This is a genomic window from Citrobacter sp. Cpo015 (assembly GCF_030333035.1).
Classification (GTDB): Bacteria; Pseudomonadota; Gammaproteobacteria; order Enterobacterales; family Enterobacteriaceae; genus Citrobacter; species Citrobacter portucalensis.
Genome location: NZ_JAOWGS010000019.1, coordinates 551,948 through 570,176 on the forward strand (window position 1 = coordinate 551,948; position 18,229 = coordinate 570,176).

The following is an 18,229-nucleotide window of genomic DNA, read 5'->3' on the forward strand; positions in this document are numbered from 1 at the left end:
GCCCTTATTGCAGTTCGACCCCGCCAGTTACCATCCGCAACAAATGCTGTTCCGGCCAGTGTTCCGTTAATTTTTTCTGCGTCAGCATCCATTTAATGTAGTCCACATCATGACGCTTTCTGTCGAGCATCAGACCGACTACGCTGCCACTGTGCGCAACGTTGACACCGTATAAATCACATTCTTCTACCAGCGCTAAAAGTGAATCAAAATTTGGTTTAGGTAACAGCAACTGGCTGGCGATCGCGCTCAGCGTGGCGGCTTCACCCATCCGATAAGGATTTTGACTGATACAGGCTTCCTGTACCTTTTCCCATGCGCGTTTCAGCGCTGGAGCGCCTGCAAGTAACCCTGACTGGCGTGGAGTACGGTGATAATCAGCGGTAAGCAAGGTTTCCGGGCTTTCGAGAACCAGCAGATCGAGTTGAGGCTGGGCTTCACAGGCAATTTGCGTGGAGGCGTCGTTGTGATCGAACAGCGTAAGCTGGCGGAAAACGGTGCTGTCGGTAGGTTCCAGCGAAACGCAAAGCTGCGCCAGAGTGGATTCGTCTAGCTGATGACCCAGATACTGCGCCGTGGCGATTGCCGTGGCGGCGATATCCGCTGTGCTGCTGGCCATCCCTTTAGCGACAGGAATGGTTGACTGGACATCAATTCGAATATCCTGACTCATTTGTGCCGGGTATTGCCAGTGCAGCAATAACCTCTCAACCATCGCCCGCGAAAGTGGACGTTCATCTGTCAGCGGTGAACCTGAAGTGACCTCAACGGTGCTATACCATTCAACCGGGCAGGAGACCAATTTCTCACTGCCCAGAATCCAGCCCTGGATAAGTTCTCCGCACGATGCGGGACATTGCGCAACAGCCACGTCTTCACCTATGTGATCAGAAATCTTCGGCGCATAGTGTCATGGCGATCGCGCTATTACCATGATTTGCCGCAATTTGCGGTGCGGCAGTATTATGCAGGAATGCCCAATGTCACAGTTTCAGATATCGCTAAACGCATAACGTCTTGCGCAATCATCAGCTCTTCATTGGTATTAATCACCGCCACTTTGACCATCGCATTTTCCGTCTGAATGAAGGTGGCATTACGCTGATTTTTTTCCTCATCAACGGCCAGCCCCAGGAAATTCAGATTACGACAAATCGCAGCGCGCGCCCGTGCGGAGTTTTCGCCAATACCACCGGTAAACACCAGGGCATCCAGACCGCCCATCTGCATAATATAGCTACCAATGGTGGCACGAATGCGCTCAGCAAAAAGCGTCAACGCCAGCGCCGCCTGGTGATTGCCCGTATCTGCGGCATGTTCAACGTCGCGGTAGTCAGGTGAGATGCCAGAAACACCGAGCAATCCGGACTCATTGTTGAGCAATTGGTTGAGCTGCTGCGGTGTTTTGCCTTCTCGCAGGGCAATCCACGGTAAAATGGACGGATCGATATCGCCACTTCGCGTGCCCATCATCACGCCAGACTGCGGCGTAAAGCCCATTGACGTATTCACCGATTGTCCGCCTTTGATGGCGCAGATGCTGCTGCCGTTGCCCAGATGACAACAAACAACGCGCAGGGCGCTGAGTGGTACACCCAGTTTTTCAGCAAGCTGTGAGCTAACGTATTTGTGGCTGGTACCATGAAAACCATAGCGACGAATACCCAACTCTGCATAGTAACGCCAGGGCAGGGGATAGATGAAAGAAGGCTCATCAAGCGTTTGATGAAAGGCGGTGTCGAACACCGCAACGGCTGGTGTTTTGGGCAATAGCTGGCGGAATACCGCGATCCCCAACGCATTTACCGGGTTATGCAGAGGGGCCAGTTCCGCGAGTCGCTCGATTTCTGCCAGCGTTTCATCAGTTACCAGCGCGGAGTCTTTAAAAGATTCTCCGCCGTGCGCGACGCGATGACCCACGCCGTCGATCTCTTCCAGACTGTTGATAATGTGGTGGTTGAGCAGTTTTTCCAGGAGCAACGTTACGGCTTCACGATGATCGGCTACGGGCAAAGTCTCCTGCCATTTCTGCGCTGGCGTTTTTAGGGTGACCTGCGCATCAGACAAACCGATACGTTCAATCAACCCCTGACAGATCATTTCACCCTGCGGCATCGCCAGTAGTTGAAATTTAAGCGAGGAACTACCTGCATTAATGGCCATTATTTTGTGAGACATGAAGGTTCCTTTGCATTCAGAAAAATGAACATCTCATCGACCCCAGTATTCTCCAGCGCGCTGGTGACAAATACTTTTTGCGCACCAGCCTGAACTAACCAACTCTCCACAAGAGAAATACGCTGCGGATTGGCTAAATCGGCTTTGGTAACGAGGCCAATAACGGGTCGGTTCATTGGTCCGGTAAAACCGGGAGAAAATGGTGACCACGGCGCGTCAGCATTGAGTACCAGCGCAATAATGTCTGCTTCACAGGCGCTGGCCAGCAGCGCACTGTACAGGCAGCGGTTCTCAAGATATTCACCCGGTGTGTCTATTGTCGTAGGAGACCAGACTATGGCCTGGGTCTTCTGATAGTGAAGCGCTTCTCCCCGCATGCACTGCGTGAGCGATGTTTTACCGCACTGGCTGGGGCCAATTAGCATGATACGTTTCATGAGATTACGTCCGGGTGATGGGACACGCGGTAAAACGCATCATTTCGCCCAGCGTTCGGGTTACCTGTTTCAGCGCGTACTCAACGGCGGAAACATCACCCGTCAGTACCACCGCACCGGTAAACCGGTCGAGAAAACCAATCTCTACCGCCCCTGATTTCGTGGCGATATCACAGGCGATGATTGAGGCTTCGCTGGGGGTAATGGTCAGAATACCGATTGCGGAAACCGCATCTGGTAATCCCAGCTTCTTGAACAAATCTTTACCTGGATTAGCAATAAGATGCGCCAGCGTGACCTGTTTGCCAGGTACATATTCCTGAATCATTCGATCCGTGGTGGGTTGTCTTTCCATTATCCCTCCACCATTTGTCGCCACATGCTTTCATGCGGGCGGGGTATGACCGAGCGGTAAACCAGCAGGCCTTTTTCACCCGCGCTTTCACTGGCAACCGTCACTGCGTTATTCACATCGGATACATCGCCAGCAACGACCATGTAGCACTTGCCGCCAATACCAAATGCCATATGGACGCGTACCAGCGTGACGTTGGAGGCTTTAACCGCCCGGTCGGCGGCGCAGATGCAGGCAGCAACGCTCCATGTTTCGACAATACCAACAGCCTGACGCTTATCCACGCTGTTTAGGCCGCTGATTGCGGGGAGTACGCTGGCATGAATGTTGGGGAGTACCAGACTGTCAACGAGCATATCGCCAGCAAGAGATGTTCCAGTGGCAATCGCCTGTTGTACGGCACCTACGTCACCACCGAGCATGAGTAGAAATTTTCCCGGGCAGATGGTCTTGCTGACCAGTAAATTCACATTCGCGCTTTTTAACATGGCATCACCAGCTTCCATCCCTTTGGCAATGCTGGTGAGTTCTAAAATCCCTATAGCCTGAGACATGATTAACCTCTAATTACCGTGATAGATTGCTCAGTGATTTCGCTGACAATACCGTCAATGCTGGCGTGAACAGGCGCGCCTAATGCACCGGACGGCACATCGGCAACGCATTGACCGCGAACAACGCGTTCGCCTTGTTCTACACATGGGATGGCGCTGGCACCAATATGCTGGCGTAACAACAGCGTCGTTTTATCTGTGGAATAATCAGTCTCAGCCAGTGGCGCATCGTGATACCAGTCGCTAAGACCCAGTTTGGTAATAAGGCGCTTAACCGGGATCAACCGGTATTTCGCCATTTCATCCTCAGGATTTAGCGGCCCTTCATAACGATGGTTGAGCGCCCGCAGCTCGCGTTTCAGCATACGGTTGATGCGCATCGGTGAAATCCCAACCGGGCAGGCTACGCTTTCACACACGTTGCATTCTGAACAGGTCAGGGCCGTGAGCAGCAGCTGCGGTGTGGCCGCCTGCTGATAATTAACCGCACGAACCAACAGGTGCGGGGATAATTCATGGCCGATCAAATGCCTTGGGCACAAATCCGTACACAAACGGCACTGCTCGCAAACGGTTTTTGCTACAGAAAGCACGGTGCGTTCATCCTGTATCCGTCGCTGAATTAACGCATGAGACTTAGGCAAAACCAGCAGGCCCCCGGTGGTCTTGCTTACGGGGGTATCCAGTGAAGTAATCAGGCCGCCCATCATCGGACCACCGTTAATAAAGCCGGGATCGTCAACGGTTGCGCCACCAGCCAGCGCCAGAACGTCACGTAAAGGCATTCCGATAGGGACAGTGAGTGTGATGGGACTGGCGACTGCACCATTAACGGTCAGGGTGCGACGCGTAACGGGGTACTGCTGCTCAACTGCTCTGGCGATGTTGAGCACGGTCTGGACGTTATTGACCACCACACCGACGCTAACCGGCAGCGCGGCAGGCGGAACTCTCCGACCTGTTGCCATCCAGATGGTCAGAACCTCGTCACCAGCCGGGTAGACATCAGGCAAAATATGTAAGCGGATCCCGGCAGGCAGCAGGGGCGTTAATGCATTGATAGCCTTTTGGTATTTCTCTTTGAGCGCAATAATTCCGGCACTGGCTCCGGTCGCCGTCATGGCATATTGAACGCCGCGGATAAGTCGCTCAGCCTGGACGGCCATCAACTGCTGGTCAACTTTCAGCATTGGCTCACATTCAGCCGCATTGACCAGAAAGGTATCGACCTGGGCCTGTAATTTTACGTGAGCAGGAAAGCCTGCGCCTCCGGCGCCGACAACACCCGCTGCGCGAACGCGTTCGCGAATGGTCTGTGCATCATAAAGCGTGGACTCTGCCGTCATGGCTGTCTTCATAATAATTCCTCAAGCAGTTCCTGCATGGCACTGGCATCGGCAACACGAGGATTGGTTTGCAGCGTGACGTCAGCCAGCGCGGCCTGAACCATCGACGGGATACGTTGTGACCAGGCTTGCTTTCCGTCTTTAAGCGCGTCAACAAAAGAAGGCAACGCACACTGTTTTTTCAGTAGCTCAATATGATGAATGAGCGCATTCAATGCTGCTGTATCGTTCGCGTTATCCGGGCATAGGTGGCAGGCTTTAGCAAAACGGGCATAGCGCTTCGCAGCTCGCGGATCGCGGGCATTAAAATGAATGACATGGGTCAGCAGCAGCGCATTGGCAAGTCCATGCGGCAGATGAAACTGACCACCCAACTGATGGGCAATCGCATGATTGATCCCCAGTCCAGCCTGACTAAATGCCATTCCCGCGAGCGTTGATGCATTGTGCATTTTCCCCCTGGTTGCCAGACAGTCGCCTTTGCTGACGGCGACAGGCAGGTACTGGAAGACGATTTGAGCCGCTTTTTCAGCCAGTGCGTCTGTGAAGTCGCTGGCCTTCGTGGACACGTAAGCCTCCAGCGCATGCGTTAACACGTCCATGCCGGTATTCGCGGTGATGGCAGGTGGTACGCTGACAACCAACGTTGGATCAAGGATGGCCATGTCCGGGTAAAGCGCATTATTAAACAATGGATATTTAATGCCTTTATCCGGATCGCTAATCACGCAGGCACTGGTTACCTCGGAGCCTGTGCCGCTGGTGGTGGGAATTGCAACACAGGTTTCAATTTCAATACCGAAATGTCGGCTGAACCAGACGATGGCTTTTGCGGCGTCCAGTGCTGAGCCGCCACCAAAACCCATCACGACGTCCGGTCGCAGGGACTGCATTTGTGCAATCCCTTGTACTACCGTACCGATGGTGGGATCGGGGGTGATATCGCTGAAAATGCTGATGCGGTTATCCGCTGGCAGAGCGTTGCGCAGCTTTTCAATCAGGGGAGAACGTGCGAGAAAACCATCGCAGATAATCCAGATATGCTTATTCGTGAAACGCTTGAGCACATCCAGACTTCCCTGGCCGCTGTACAATCGAGTTTGCAGTGAAAAGCTATTCATAACGGCCCCATTAGCGAATAGAAAAACCGTTTGTCAGCACGCAACGACGAGAGCGTGCGAAAGTGCGCGCAGATGTTGTTCCTTCACCGGTTGGCGTCGCAATAGTGAAGGTTGTAAAACCTTCACCACCAACGCCGATCCCGGCGTAAGAGGGGCCATTTTTCACAAAGATTGAGGTCTGAAGCGTGCGCGCGGCAAGGTTCAAACGTGACACATTTTGCGAATGCATAATGGCGGTGTGATGCAATCCCTCTTCAACTTTCAGGGCCAACGTTAATGCACTGTCAAAATCGCTCACCGTTACGACGGGGAGCATTGGCATCAATTGCTCGCTGGTAACCCACGGGTCGTCAGCCTTGACGATGCCTGTCAGTAATCGAGGCGCTTTTGCCGGAACCGGTATTCCTGCTGCTTCCAGTAAGGTTGCCGGGCTTTTACCCACCAGTTTTTTATTGGCTATGCCTTCTGGTAGACAGACAGCGCGCAGTTTGTCTACCTCTTCGCTATTGAGAAGCATCGCACCAAAAGACTGCATCTGTTGAACCAGTCGTTCGGCAACGGCATCAACAACAATCAGGCTCTTCTCAGCAATGCAGGGGAGGTTGTAATCAAAGGATGCGCCATTGATGATATCTTCCGCCGCCTTAACCAGGTCGGCCGTTTCATCAACAATGCAGGGTGGATTTCCTGCGCCTGCGCCGATGACTTTTTTCCCGCTTTTCATGCCCATAGCAACAATGCCAGGGCCACCGGTAATCGCCAGAACTGCGATTTTAGGGTGCGCCATCATCTGCTGGGTAGCCTCAAAAGTGGGTTCTGTGACCGTGACGACAAGATTACGAATTCCGCAGCAACGGAAAGCAATATCTTCGATCATGGCAATCAGCTTGAGTGAAACCTTTTTAGCACCCGGATGCGGACTGAAGTAAACGCTATTCCCTGCCGCCAGCATGCTGATGCTGTTGTTAATAATGGTCTCTGTCGGGTTTGTACTGGGGGCGACAGAACCAATCACGCCAAACGGTGAATACTCGAATAACACCATGCCGCCGTCGCCGGTTAACGCCGTGGTGGTGAGATCTTCGATACCCGGAGTGTTGTCCAGCGCGGCTTTATTTTTAAGGAACTTATCCTCTTTGTTGCCCATACCCGTTTCGGCAGCGCTCTCAGCGGCCAGTGAAGCAAGATGAGGCGTCAGTTCTTCGCGTAGGGCGTTTATGATGGCGCTGCGGGTTTTCAATGGACATTGCTGGTAACGCAGAAAAGCCTGATGCGCTGCATCGATAGCTTCGCCAACGGACGGAAAAATACCGTTACCCTGAACTTCTGCTTTTGCCGGGGCGAGTTGCTCACTCAAAATGTTACGAATAAGGGTTTCAAGTTCTGAAGTATTCATTGATGTGTTCTCACGTTAATCGCCGCAATGGCCGTTTCTGCAATGTCCATATCCTGTTCAACGCTTCCTCCGCTGATGCCAAGACCCCCGAGGAGTAAACCCTCACGCCATAATGCGTACCCGCCACCGAAGGTGACGACTTTTCCCTGCATATGGCTTTCCAGACCGTAAAGAGCGGCGCCGGGTTGCACTGCTGATGTCAACTCATGCGTGGCGGTTTTCATCGCCACGGCAGTCCAGGCTTTTTTGGGTGCCAGTTCGCTACTCACGAGTAATGCGTCAGGCATGCGCCAGACCACCGTTTGGGTTCCGTTGGCATCAACAATGCTAATGACGACCGGAACCTGAAGTTCTTCTGCTCTCGTCACCGCAGCGCGAGTGAGTTGGTGGAGCTCCTGAAAAGACAGATACATAGTCGGCTCCTTTATGGCTGGTGCTTGAACGGCAGCGAGATAGCGCTCAGCCACTTTCTGAATGATGTCGTTTTGATGGGCGTCATGATCTTCTGCTCGTGCAATTGCATATAAGCAGTCGGACAGGCGATTGATATAACGCATCAGCACGTGTCTGACGGAGATCTCGGTGGAGAGCTCGACCAGTCGTCTCTCTGCACGGCGTGCCAGCGTACGGGCAAAGTGCAGTCGGCTGGCGGCTTCGCTGCGGCCAGGTAGAATAAAGCTGCGCAGGGGCGGTACTCTTCCCATTGCGGTATCGATGGCAGCTTCCAGTGCCGCAATTTCTTCTGAGCTGATGTAGCGCTGCTCTGGCGTTGGTTCTTCGCTTTCGCTTGCCAGTTCGGCGCTGAACCAAAAAAGCTGCAGCTGGATATTTTCAAGTAACTGCCGGTGCTGCGGGGTTTTCGCTGCACAAACGCACAGACTTAGCGCCGCATTCAGTTCGTCCAGCGTACCGTAGGCTTCCACGCGTGGATGCGTTTTGCTCACGCGCTGTCCGGTAAAGAGGGCTGTTGTTCCGGCATCACCAGTGCGGGTATAAATCGCCATAATTCCTCCTAACGAGAAAGCGTGTCGACAATGCCGACGATAGCCAGATCGATGGCCTCGTTAGGGCCAGAAAAAACGTGTCTGGCGCTGGATCCGCTGCTGAGTAATACCAGTTCGCCGGTCCCTGCGCCGACAGAATCAACAGCGACTTCATCTCCACTCACCGGGGATGCAGGAAGCTCTCCGTCAGCACTTACCCGACGTACCAGCAACAGTTTTTTTCCCACCAGTGATGGGGATTTTTGCGTGGAAACCACAACGCCTGTAACCCGGGCCAGATGCATAGCTCACTCCTGCTTAATTAGTTGGACATTTCGCAGACTGACTGCTTCCTGAGCCAGAGCCGTCACGACACACCGACGGCGCAACACCAGTACGCCATCCCTTAATTGGGCGACGTCGGCATAGCTGAGAAGCTTCTCAGGATGCAAAAAGATGATTCGTCCCCGTTCATCATTGAACTCCAGCGGCAGACGTGCGAGTTTTTTCACGGGGATTGCGGGTAACAATCGGTGTTGTAGTGAAATTTTTACGCGGACTCCGCATGCCAGCGCGTCGTGAATCTTTCCCACCGACATGTTGGCTGGGCAGCCTTCGGCAATTTGTTCCAGTAATGGCAGATCCACTTGCTGGAGAAGGAGCGACGAGTACTGGCAGCATACTGTCCGTGAATCGATTTCCCGTAACTGCGCAACGCTAAGAGTGAGCGTGCTTTCCGCGCGTTTTTTTAATCGGGAAACAACCTCCTCGATAATGCGTTGCAGCAGTTCGTTGTTCATCGTGAGGTCACCAGTGTGGCGAATGCCTGGGGATTATCAGCGCCTGCAGCATTGGCTTCATCTGTATCGATATGCATTTCGAGGCGCATGTCCGGCGAAACGCGTACGGCGACGTTATCGAAAATCAGTCGACGTTCATCGCCATTAATGGCGACCGAGACTTTATCACCATGGGAAACCCGCAGAATCAGAGCATCGAGCGGAGACATATGGATATGCCGTTGGGCGACGATCACCCCGGATGCTAAGTCCAGTTCAGCAAATGGGCTGACGAGACGAACACCGGGTGTGCCCTGAATATTGCCCGACATCCGCAGCGGAGCAGCAATTCCCAACGTGCGGGCGTCGGTACGAGAAATTTCGACCTGGCTGGTACTGCGCAGCGGGCCGAGTAAACGCACATTTTTTAACTGACCTTTTGGCCCCACCAGCGTGACAGTCTGCTCTGCTGCATATTGTCCTGGCTGCAGCAGCCCTTTTTTCTCACTAATGGGGTTATTGGGAAACAAGCGACCGTAATCTTCAGCGCACAGATGAATATGACGATTAGAGATCCCCAGCGGAATCGGGCGCTCGCGCATTTCATCCAGAACCTTAGCGATAGTGGTCTCCAGTTGCTGTTTATCCATTACGCTTCACCTCGTTTGCCAGAGTGAAGACAAAGCGTGCGCGGCTCGCCTTTTTGGCGAGGGCAGGCAGGATCAAGACACAAATTGCAGCTAATCAACTCTGCATCTTGCGGTGCTTCGGGTACATCATGGTCTACAAATATTTCTTCATGCGGTACGGCTGGTATGGGTTCGGGCGTTGGCTCAGGCTCCAGGACAACGCTATGCGACAGGATCCCATCCCCGGGTCTGGAAATGACTTTGTGAGCCACCAGTCCATCTCGCTGGTCAGCGAAACTGACACCGGTGGAAATGGCCGCCTGGACGGAGGCCACATCCCCGATTATCTTGATCACCGTCCAGCCTGAGCCGTTGGTTTTTTCGAGGCCCACCAGCGTGATGGAGGCGGCTTTCGCCATGACGTCCGCGCAACTGATGGCTAATGCCAGACCACTAACTTCAAGTAATCCCAGTGATTGCTTCACGCTGTGCTCCTTGGTTGCAACGACTTATGCGGATTTAGGTAAAATGGCTTCAACGTCGCTGTGCGGACGCGGGATAACGTGGCAGGATTTCACCTCACCAACGGCGCTTGCGGCTGCGCTTCCAGCATCTACGGCTGCTTTCACTGCGCCGACATCACCGCGAACCATAACGGTGATAAGGCCAGAGCCGATTTTTTCGTAACCAACCAACTGCACGTTTGCGGATTTCACCATGGCATCAGCGGCTTCAATAGCGCCGACAAGCCCTTTTGTTTCAACCAGTCCCAGTGCGTTATTCATACTGCTTTTCTCCTGTGGGTTATGAGTGGCATTCCCGGAACGGAATGCCTTTAACCAGCCGCGCAGCGTTGTTACCAATGCTGCGGCGATCGTGGCTATTTTGTTGATACGTCAGCGTAAAAAGTGGTGCTGACGTGGGTAAGTTTTTGTAGTGCACGACCAGTTTTTCGCTGTTACAGCCAATACCGACCAGCAATGGAGACTGGCTGGCGGCCAACCATGCGTTGTGGATAACGTCAGTTGAGCTACTCTCCTGAATCACAAAGGGAATCCCTTCTTCTTCAATACCCAGCAGTACGTCATTCCAGACGTCAGCACAGTCAGCACTGGTGAAGATAACGATGGCTGGTGTGGTGAGATTACTTTCCATGAGCGAATGCCTTATGCCAGGAGAGGATCAGTCCTGTCGCAACCGCATTGCGCGGACCTTCGGTACCACGAATGTTGCCGCGCCCGGCAACCAGTCGATAATGCGCCAGAGCATCGGTGACCAGCTGTGGAACTTCAAAATCCAGAGATGAGCCGCCAACCAGTACCACAAAGGGAATATCCCGAATGTTCCCGGTCGGACTGACCTGACGTAGCGCTCTGAGTGCGTTAGTAACGAAAACGCGCTCCTTGGCGCTGCGACGAATGGCCCGTACTTTCTCCAGCGCCAGTTCACCAGGCAGTGGCACCAGTTCATCGGGTTTCACTACGCACACGCGCGCAAAAACCGTTGGTGGGAGAGGCGTAGGGAAGAACTGAACGCTGCCGTCTTCGTGGCGAAGGTGGAACAAGCTCTCAACTTTCGCCAACGGATACTTTTTAATCTCTTCAGCGAGATAACGGTCATCCAGACCCAGTTCACGGGCAATGATCATCGTGACCATATCGCCTGCGCCTGCCAGGTGCGTGGCAATAATTTCGCCCTTAGGATTGATGATAGAAGCGTCGGTTGAACCCGCGCCGAGATCCAGAATAGCCAGTGGTCGTGTTGTGCCCGGAGTTGTTAAGGCTCCCAGAATGGCAGCTTCGGCTTCGGCCCCGCCAACCTGGACGTCAATGTTGAACTTTTGCTTGATCTCCTGGGCAATCATCGCCATTTGCAGGCGGTCTGATTTCACCATGGAGGCTATGCCGACAGCCTGCTCCAGCGAGAACTCACCGGCAAGTCCACCCGTCACACTGACGGGAACCGAGGTATCGACCGCCAGCAGGTCCTGAATAAAAATTTCATGACTGGGTTTGTTGGTTAATTCAGCCATCGTCTGGCGCACATGCTCCAGCATGCCGCCAATATTGGTGCCAGCTTCTCCGGTCACGTTATCCAGTTTTGGGCATTCACCAACCGCTTTCATAATCGCTTCGGCGCCCGCGGCAACGTCGACCCGTACGGTACGACCCTGAGACTGTAGCTCCAGATTTCCGGCAGGAATCGCTCGCGCTTTCACATCACCTGACGGCGTTTTCACCACCACGGCTGAACGGTTGCCGATCAGCGCCCGTGCCATCGGAACAATGTTTTTAGTCTCATCGGCATTGAGGCCAAAGACAGTTGCAATGCCGTAGGGGTTGGAAAGGGTTTCAATGACCTTTCCTGGTACAGCGACCTCAATGGCAGCCAGCATCCCCAACGGGATACGGTCGATATGAAGGACTTCATCGACGATGGGCAGGGGATGAGTCAGACGATTACTGACCAACACTCCGTCGTCCTGCTGCAAAATAACGCCAGTCAACTGGTATCCAGCACGGACGGAGGCATTAATCATCGTAGCGACATCGGCGAAATCAAATGCCGATGACACCACCAGAATATAGGGCGTATCCGCCGGGCGACTGAGAAGGTCTTCCGGCGTAATAGTGACGCCCACGCCTAACCCGACGCCGCCCGGTGTTTTAGGGTTATGGCCGATCATGGTGGATTCAGTGATGATGGTTTCGGTTATTGTTTCCATCGCCACGTCGCCAATGACCGGGGTGGCTTCGTTAATACGGATGAGCGAAATATCGCTGACATTGATACCGGCGTTTTTTGCCGCCAGCGTAAGGGCCTCCTGAATGCCAAACACATTACGTAATGTGCCCTTAATTCCGGTGGTTTCTGCCAGCGCGCTGCCGGTGATGCTCAGTACGCCAGACTCATCGAGAGTAGCCAGAGCGACTTCCGTTGATGAGTTGCCTATGTCAATGCCAGCTATATATCGCATGATCCTTTCCCTGAGTCAGTCGTCGCCTTTGAGTTTTTTACGCTCAACGTACAGCGCTGCCGCTTCACGAACGAAAGCTGCACAGATTTTTGCCTGATAACGATTTTCGAGATCGTCGGCGATAGCCATCAGCTCATCTTTTGTTGAGCGGTACGGGCGCAGCGCGTTGTAGATCTCAAGAATGCGATCGTCAGGAACAGCGGTTAGCTCGGCTGCGCGCTCGAAGTTCATCGCCAGCCTGTCACGTCCGGCATCTTTGGCGATTTCCGCCTGCAGGCGCAGTGTTTCAGGGGTGATGCGCATGTCCTGCGCGGTCACTTTGTTGCTCAGAACATTTTCAAGCGTGAAGTCGTCCAGCGTTTTGTTGGTCGCAGTTTTTACCCACTCAGGATGTTTATTCGCGAGAGGGTAATCCGTGACTTTCGCGGTATGTGCTGATGAACTCGCCGCGGGCGGAGTCGCAGACTCGCCTTGCAGGCTGTTCATCCGGCTCAACACATCCCGAACCATCGATTCAATTGCGTCGGTATTCATGGAGGTATCCTTTATCAAAGCGCCACGCGCAGTTCCTGCGGGTTTTTGCCTGTCACAACGTATTTGGTCTCTTTAATGTGCAGAATGGCTGATTTGGCCTGGTACTTAGGACGGGCCATCTGGTCATTCAAAGTAGGGACCGGTTGCGGAGATTCACGCTTGGCATAACGCGCGGCGTTTTTACCGATCTGACGATAGGTTTCCAGCGTCAGAAGCGGTGCCTGAGGGAACAGCTCCAGGTTTGAAAGCGGCGGTAACCCCTGCTGGTGGATAACCGTGGTACCTTTTGACTGGATGCCGATAGAGATCCCGGAACCGCTCAGACGGTTCCCCTCAACGGCGACAAACGCCACATCGGAGGATTTAAAGCAGCGGATAACGCGCGCTTTAATGCCTTCTTCTTCAATACCGGCAATCACTTCGCGCAAGATATTCTTATGCGGGATCCCTACGATATTGACGGTTTGCGAGAGCCCGAACGCCGGCCCTACGGCAATAATCACTTCGTCCTGTTGCTGGCCTTGTTTGGCTTCACCAATCTCGGTTAGAAAGCTGTCTCCCTGTGTCGCCGCAGCCTGAGGTGCGCTTGCCGCTGTAGATGCGCGGAAAGAGACGGGGTTGTCGCTGGTCTGCATTTCAGACAACACATCTTCAATTATCTGGCGCAGCAGTTTTTCATTAATTTCCATTTTTCACCCCTTAGCCAAGCTCGTTGGGATCAAGTGCGCCAGGGATGTTTTTGATCTCTTCCCAGCGTTCGCCTTGCAGGCGATAACCTGTTGCCGGACCGGCATAGTCGTTAACATCATTGACAGCGGATAGCACCTGTCCGTCGCCAACGATAATGGCGGAGGTATGCAGGTAATCCCCGGTTAACTTGGCTTTCTGGATATTGAGCATGTCCTGAGCGACATCGGTAAATCCGCCCTGAGCAAGGGCTTTCACCACTTCCAGACCGTTACGGTTTTTATTGATGATCTCTTGTGCAAACTTGATGTCTTCAACGATGTTACGTTCCGGCATATCTTTCGAACCGTGGGCGTAGGTCGCAGCTTCCACTTCTTCATCAGTGATTGGTGGTAATCCCATCCCGGCAAAGACGGCCTGCAGCGCACGTGCCGCTTTGTTACGAATGGCGATAACGTCTTCTTCCCGAACCGGGCGCAGACCACCGTCTACTTTCAGGTCGCGCTGAAGAACGTTGTAGTCGTCAAAATCTTCAGCATCCTCGTTCGAACCCGCAAACATGTTGTCGTAGTTCGGCACCGCGGAATAACCAGAAGAAATGAAGTCAGTACCCGGCAGGAACTGCATAAGTAGACGCGCAGTACGACGCATATCCGAGTGGGTAAAGGTTTGGTCGTTGCTGGAGGCGCATTCCAGATCCAGAGAGGAACAAATCAGGTTTTCAGCCAACACTGCACGAATGCCTGACGGCACGGCGGAAGGGACACCGATGCAGCTTACTGAACCGTTTTGCAGGCCCTGTACGCCCGCAGCTTTGGTGATGTAAATGCAGCGGGCTTCCAGATAAAGCATCGATTTGCCTTCGGCGTAACCCATCTGAACTTCTGAGCCAGAGCCGGAGGTAAAGCGCATTTTCAGACCACGGGAAGCATAGGACGAGGCGAGGAAGCCTTTCGACCATGGCGTGTCATCGCCGTCGGTAAAGACGGGTTCAGTACCATAGACGGAGATGGTTTCCGCGTAGCAGGTGTGGCCTAGCATGCCGAGTTTAAGTTCGGTAGCTTCTTCCAGCGAGCACTGGGTTAATACGCCCGGGCGTCCAACCTGTGAGCCGACTAACAGCGCAATGGCGTTAAATGGCGCATAACGTGCAACGGCAACGGTTGTTTCCTGTTCGTCAAACCCGCGCCATGCGCCTTCAGCGGCATCAGCGGCAATCTGCACCGGGTTATCTTTGACGTTAGTGACGTGCGCTTGTTGAGATGGTGTACGACGAGCACGCATTTTCTGCATCGCCATCATCATCTCAACGACGTTCATATGGGACACCACTTCGACAATTTTTGCCGGCGTCATTGCGGTGGTCAGCGGCACTATGTCTTTGCGCTTCACGTTAGGGTCGCAAAGCATATTGGCCAGTTTGACCGAGTCCATCGCCATGACCTCTTCTGCGCGCGCTAGGTTAATGCCATAGCGGGCAATGAAATGGTCGATTAAGTCAAATTCACTGGCGGATTTACCGTCCAGTTCAGTGACTGTACCGTTGACGATTTTAATCGACGGTTTGGGGTCGTTCGGGCTTTCCATCGCAATGAAGCCTTCTTCGATCCACTCCTTAACGAAACCATCCTGATTCACAGGGCGCTTCGCCAGTGCTTCAAATCTTTTCGATCTCATGAATCAGCCTCACTGATATCAGATGTAGGACGGACGATCGTTTTTCGGCTCTGAGCCGAGGGTCCCGAGTACGGTTTTACCGATTTCACGGGCGGAGATAACGGCCTGACGAACAGCGCCAGAGTCACCCGAAATAACCAGAATGGCTTCGTTACTGAAGCTGGTGCCATGGGCAGGGGAGCTGTAGGCCACAACTTCCACGTTGGCGGATTTCAGGGCCGTATCGGCCATCAGGACACCAACGGATGCTGGCGCGCCGACGATAACGCCACAGGCACGGCCAATCGGTGCGCCAAAGGCTTTTTCCAGCGCGTAGCTGGCGCGTGCGGTGTACTGCATTTCGATGTGACCGGCTTCGTTGGCATAAACATCGCCAAAGGTGCGATCCAGTTCTTTCAGTGCGACTTCAATGCCGCGTTTCACGTCGGAAACATCGTTGCCGCCAAGAATAATCAGCGAACCATGACCTGCGCCGCCTTTGGTATCACGTGGTAACTCAATACTGACGACTTCAGTATTGGTGGCTTTTACCGCTTCATCGGCGGCCATGATGTGCGGGCCTGCGCCAGTACGGGCGCCAAGGATGCCAATGGAGCGATACCGTTTTTCAAGTTTCATCGCGTCCAGTAGGGCGCTGTCTACGTTGGCGATTACCAGACCGACGGTGTCGCCAATCGCGGTACCGACAAACTCCGTTAAACTGCAGCTTTTCTCTGCCATAGCCGTTTCTCGTGTTGGAGGATTATTTTCAGGGATAGCCTGCTGTTCCGGCGTTGCCACGCGAGCAATCACCTGCGCCATGATCTGTTCAACCAGCTCATTGCTGCTCATTAGCTAATTCCCTTCGGTAAGATTTTTTCTACATCGGTATGCGGGCGTGGGATGACGTGTACGGCTTTCACTTCTCCCACATTACGGGCTGCGGCGGCACCTGCATCTGTTGCTGCTTTGACTGCGCCGACATCGCCACGGACAATGACTGTTACCAGCCCCGAACCAATTTTTTCGTAGCCGACCAGCATTACATTGGCTGACTTCACCATTGCATCTGCGGCCTCTATGGCTGCAGTTAAGCCTTTGGTTTCTACCATTCCTAACGCTTCTTGTTGCATAAAGACCTCGCCTGGGTTGTCCCGATTTTCATGACTATAAAAAGAAGCGAGGAAAAAGAATGGCTGAGTTGAAAGTAAGAGTGAAAAAATAGTGGGGTTATGGTGAGATAAAATTGCTATATGTCATCATAATAATTTGTTTTTGTTGGTTATTTTTAGTTTAAGTAATGTGACTATTTGGTTATGTTAATTCCATATTTACACTTTTCCGAGTGACAGTTTAAATATCATTTGCTATGCGAGAAAAATGAAATTGTGATGATCGTTTGAAAATAGAATTCTGCTTTTCGCAATATTTTATTATTTTGAAAATGTACTTTTAATAGGGTAAATCCTCGTTTTACCGCCTGCTTTAATAAAGGTGATAGCAAGAATTTGCTATCACAACACGATTTTTAAGGGCATGTCGCTTGCAGATTGCCAACAATTTGCCGATACAGATTTTTATAGTAAGCCTTGAAGTAATCTTCCTGCCAGCAAGGAGTCCGCTGGTAAAGACACGAACTCTGCTTAGAAGGTGTCACAATGAACGATTCACTAAGAGCGCAATGTATTGCTGAGTTTTTAGGTACCGGACTATTTTTGTTTTTTGGTATTGGGTGCCTGAGCGCCCTGAAGGTCGCGGGTGCCAGTTTGGGATTGTGGGAGATCTGCATCATATGGGGCTTGGGGATCTCGCTTGCAGTTTACCTGACAGCCGGGATTTCTGGGGCCCATCTCAACCCCGCTATTACCATCGCACTTTGGTTGTTTGCCTGTTTTCCGGGTCGTAAGGTACTACCTTATTCTGTCGCTCAGATAGCGGGGGCCTTTGGTGGCGCTATGCTGGCCTATTTGTTGTACGGCAGCTTATTTATTGAGTATGAATCAGCCCATCAAATGGTACGCGGTAGTCTGGAAAGCCTGCAACTTGCCAGCATTTTTAGTACGTATCCTGCCGCCGCACTGAGTGTCTGGCAGGCCGCACTGGTCGAAGTGGTGATTACCTCCATTCTGATGGGGATGATTATGGCGCTAACGGATGACGGTAACGGTGTTCCCAAAGGCCCGTTAGCACCACTGCTGATTGGTATTCTGGTTGCTGTTATTGGCGCATCAACCGGTCCACTTACCGGTTTTGCGATGAACCCGGCACGTGATTTTGGTCCTAAATTGTTTGCCTGGATGGCCGGGTGGGGTGATGTTGCGATGACCGGGGGGCGCGATATCCCTTATTTCATCGTGCCGATTGTGGCACCCATCATCGGCGCCTGTGCGGGCGCAGCAATTTATCGTTATTTTATTGGCAAAAATTTACCGTGTAATTCGTGTAAGTTGGAGGAAAACGAGAGCTAGCTTCACGAAAGATGTTTATTATTGAAAGGTAAAAACTGTTTTCGTGATCCGGTTTCCTGAACGGCTTAAAAAGTCTCCCAACAATGGGAGACTTTTGTTATGTTCAATGCTGACTTTCATCAGAGCGCT

The 18,229-nt window shown here is 52.7% G+C and carries 22 protein-coding genes; 1 reads left to right on the forward strand and 21 read right to left on the reverse strand.

Translation table 11 applies throughout. The features are described 5' to 3' along the window. Positions 1–4: 4 nt before the first annotated feature. The 21 genes from OGY67_RS02645 to pduA form a co-directional block, all read right to left on the reverse strand. Positions 5–871 carry a GHMP family kinase ATP-binding protein gene (locus OGY67_RS02645; protein ID WP_003834174.1) on the reverse strand — a complete coding sequence of 289 codons (867 nt, stop codon included), beginning with the start codon at positions 869–871 and terminating at the stop codon, positions 5–7. Between the two features lie 92 nt (positions 872–963). Further along, positions 964–2,178: an acetate/propionate family kinase gene (locus OGY67_RS02650; protein WP_008785153.1), complete on the reverse strand. Its 1,215-nt coding sequence runs from the start codon at positions 2,176–2,178 to the stop codon at positions 964–966. Next, positions 2,163–2,615, reverse strand: a complete 453-nt coding sequence (gene pduV, locus OGY67_RS02655) for a propanediol utilization protein PduV (protein WP_008785152.1) — start codon at positions 2,613–2,615, stop codon at positions 2,163–2,165. The genes OGY67_RS02650 and pduV overlap by 16 nt, the downstream gene beginning before the upstream one ends. A 4-nt stretch (positions 2,616–2,619) precedes the next feature. Continuing rightward, positions 2,620–2,970 carry a propanediol utilization microcompartment protein PduU gene (gene pduU / locus OGY67_RS02660; RefSeq protein WP_008785151.1) on the reverse strand — a complete coding sequence of 117 codons (351 nt, stop codon included), beginning with the start codon at positions 2,968–2,970 and terminating at the stop codon, positions 2,620–2,622. Continuing rightward, a complete protein-coding gene (gene pduT, locus OGY67_RS02665) occupies positions 2,970–3,524 on the reverse strand; it encodes a propanediol utilization microcompartment protein PduT (protein ID WP_003030201.1) in 555 nt (184 codons plus the stop codon). Before pduT ends, pduU begins: the two co-directional genes overlap by 1 nt. A gap of 2 nt (positions 3,525–3,526) precedes the next feature. Continuing rightward, the gene (pduS, locus tag OGY67_RS02670; protein WP_286573391.1) at positions 3,527–4,882 is read right to left on the reverse strand and encodes a cobalamin reductase PduS; all 1,356 of its coding nucleotides are present in this window, start codon (positions 4,880–4,882) and stop codon (positions 3,527–3,529) included. Beyond that, positions 4,879–5,991, reverse strand: a complete 1,113-nt coding sequence (locus tag OGY67_RS02675; RefSeq protein ID WP_286573392.1) for a 1-propanol dehydrogenase PduQ — start codon at positions 5,989–5,991, stop codon at positions 4,879–4,881. Before OGY67_RS02675 ends, pduS begins: the two co-directional genes overlap by 4 nt. Positions 5,992–6,001: 10 nt before the next feature. Next, positions 6,002–7,387, reverse strand: coding sequence for a CoA-acylating propionaldehyde dehydrogenase PduP (pduP, locus tag OGY67_RS02680; RefSeq protein ID WP_048215996.1), 1,386 nt, complete (start codon positions 7,385–7,387; stop codon positions 6,002–6,004). Then, positions 7,384–8,391 carry a two-domain cob(I)yrinic acid a,c-diamide adenosyltransferase PduO gene (gene pduO / locus OGY67_RS02685; protein WP_286573395.1) on the reverse strand — a complete coding sequence of 336 codons (1,008 nt, stop codon included), beginning with the start codon at positions 8,389–8,391 and terminating at the stop codon, positions 7,384–7,386. The genes pduP and pduO overlap by 4 nt, the downstream gene beginning before the upstream one ends. A gap of 8 nt (positions 8,392–8,399) precedes the next feature. Further along, complete coding sequence (locus OGY67_RS02690) at positions 8,400–8,675, reverse strand: EutN/CcmL family microcompartment protein (protein WP_003030211.1); 276 nt, start codon at positions 8,673–8,675, stop codon at positions 8,400–8,402. A gap of 3 nt (positions 8,676–8,678) precedes the next feature. Beyond that, positions 8,679–9,170, reverse strand: coding sequence for a microcompartment protein PduM (gene pduM / locus OGY67_RS02695; protein WP_100272187.1), 492 nt, complete (start codon positions 9,168–9,170; stop codon positions 8,679–8,681). Then, positions 9,167–9,799: a phosphate propanoyltransferase gene (locus tag OGY67_RS02700; protein ID WP_128317434.1), complete on the reverse strand. Its 633-nt coding sequence runs from the start codon at positions 9,797–9,799 to the stop codon at positions 9,167–9,169. Before OGY67_RS02700 ends, pduM begins: the two co-directional genes overlap by 4 nt. Next, positions 9,799–10,263, reverse strand: coding sequence for a BMC domain-containing protein (locus tag OGY67_RS02705; RefSeq protein WP_032943897.1), 465 nt, complete (start codon positions 10,261–10,263; stop codon positions 9,799–9,801). Before OGY67_RS02705 ends, OGY67_RS02700 begins: the two co-directional genes overlap by 1 nt. Positions 10,264–10,287: 24 nt before the next feature. Next, positions 10,288–10,563: a propanediol utilization microcompartment protein PduJ gene (gene pduJ, locus OGY67_RS02710; protein ID WP_001057752.1), complete on the reverse strand. Its 276-nt coding sequence runs from the start codon at positions 10,561–10,563 to the stop codon at positions 10,288–10,290. A 19-nt stretch (positions 10,564–10,582) separates the two neighbouring features. Continuing rightward, positions 10,583–10,933: a glycerol dehydratase reactivase beta/small subunit family protein gene (locus OGY67_RS02715; RefSeq protein ID WP_286573398.1), complete on the reverse strand. Its 351-nt coding sequence runs from the start codon at positions 10,931–10,933 to the stop codon at positions 10,583–10,585. After that, positions 10,923–12,755 carry a diol dehydratase reactivase subunit alpha gene (locus OGY67_RS02720; RefSeq protein WP_048216001.1) on the reverse strand — a complete coding sequence of 611 codons (1,833 nt, stop codon included), beginning with the start codon at positions 12,753–12,755 and terminating at the stop codon, positions 10,923–10,925. The genes OGY67_RS02715 and OGY67_RS02720 overlap by 11 nt, the downstream gene beginning before the upstream one ends. A gap of 15 nt (positions 12,756–12,770) precedes the next feature. Then, the gene (pduE, locus tag OGY67_RS02725) at positions 12,771–13,289 is read right to left on the reverse strand and encodes a propanediol dehydratase small subunit PduE (protein ID WP_003030243.1); all 519 of its coding nucleotides are present in this window, start codon (positions 13,287–13,289) and stop codon (positions 12,771–12,773) included. A 14-nt stretch (positions 13,290–13,303) separates the two neighbouring features. Then, positions 13,304–13,978: a propanediol dehydratase medium subunit PduD gene (gene pduD, locus OGY67_RS02730; protein ID WP_270561582.1), complete on the reverse strand. Its 675-nt coding sequence runs from the start codon at positions 13,976–13,978 to the stop codon at positions 13,304–13,306. Between the two features lie 10 nt (positions 13,979–13,988). After that, on the reverse strand, positions 13,989–15,653 hold the full coding sequence (gene pduC / locus OGY67_RS02735; RefSeq protein WP_003030249.1) for a propanediol dehydratase large subunit PduC: 1,665 nt from the start codon (positions 15,651–15,653) through the stop codon (positions 13,989–13,991). 18 nt (positions 15,654–15,671) lie between these two features. After that, complete coding sequence (gene pduB, locus OGY67_RS02740) at positions 15,672–16,484, reverse strand: propanediol utilization microcompartment protein PduB (RefSeq protein ID WP_003834129.1); 813 nt, start codon at positions 16,482–16,484, stop codon at positions 15,672–15,674. Further along, complete coding sequence (gene pduA / locus OGY67_RS02745; protein WP_003030255.1) at positions 16,484–16,765, reverse strand: propanediol utilization microcompartment protein PduA; 282 nt, start codon at positions 16,763–16,765, stop codon at positions 16,484–16,486. Before pduA ends, pduB begins: the two co-directional genes overlap by 1 nt. Positions 16,766–17,290: 525 nt before the next feature. Here pduA and pduF point away from each other — a divergent pair. Then, positions 17,291–18,100 (forward strand): propanediol diffusion facilitator PduF, encoded by an 810-nt coding sequence (pduF, locus tag OGY67_RS02750; protein WP_003030258.1) that lies wholly within the window; start codon positions 17,291–17,293, stop codon positions 18,098–18,100. The last annotated feature ends 129 nt before the right edge of the window (positions 18,101–18,229 follow it).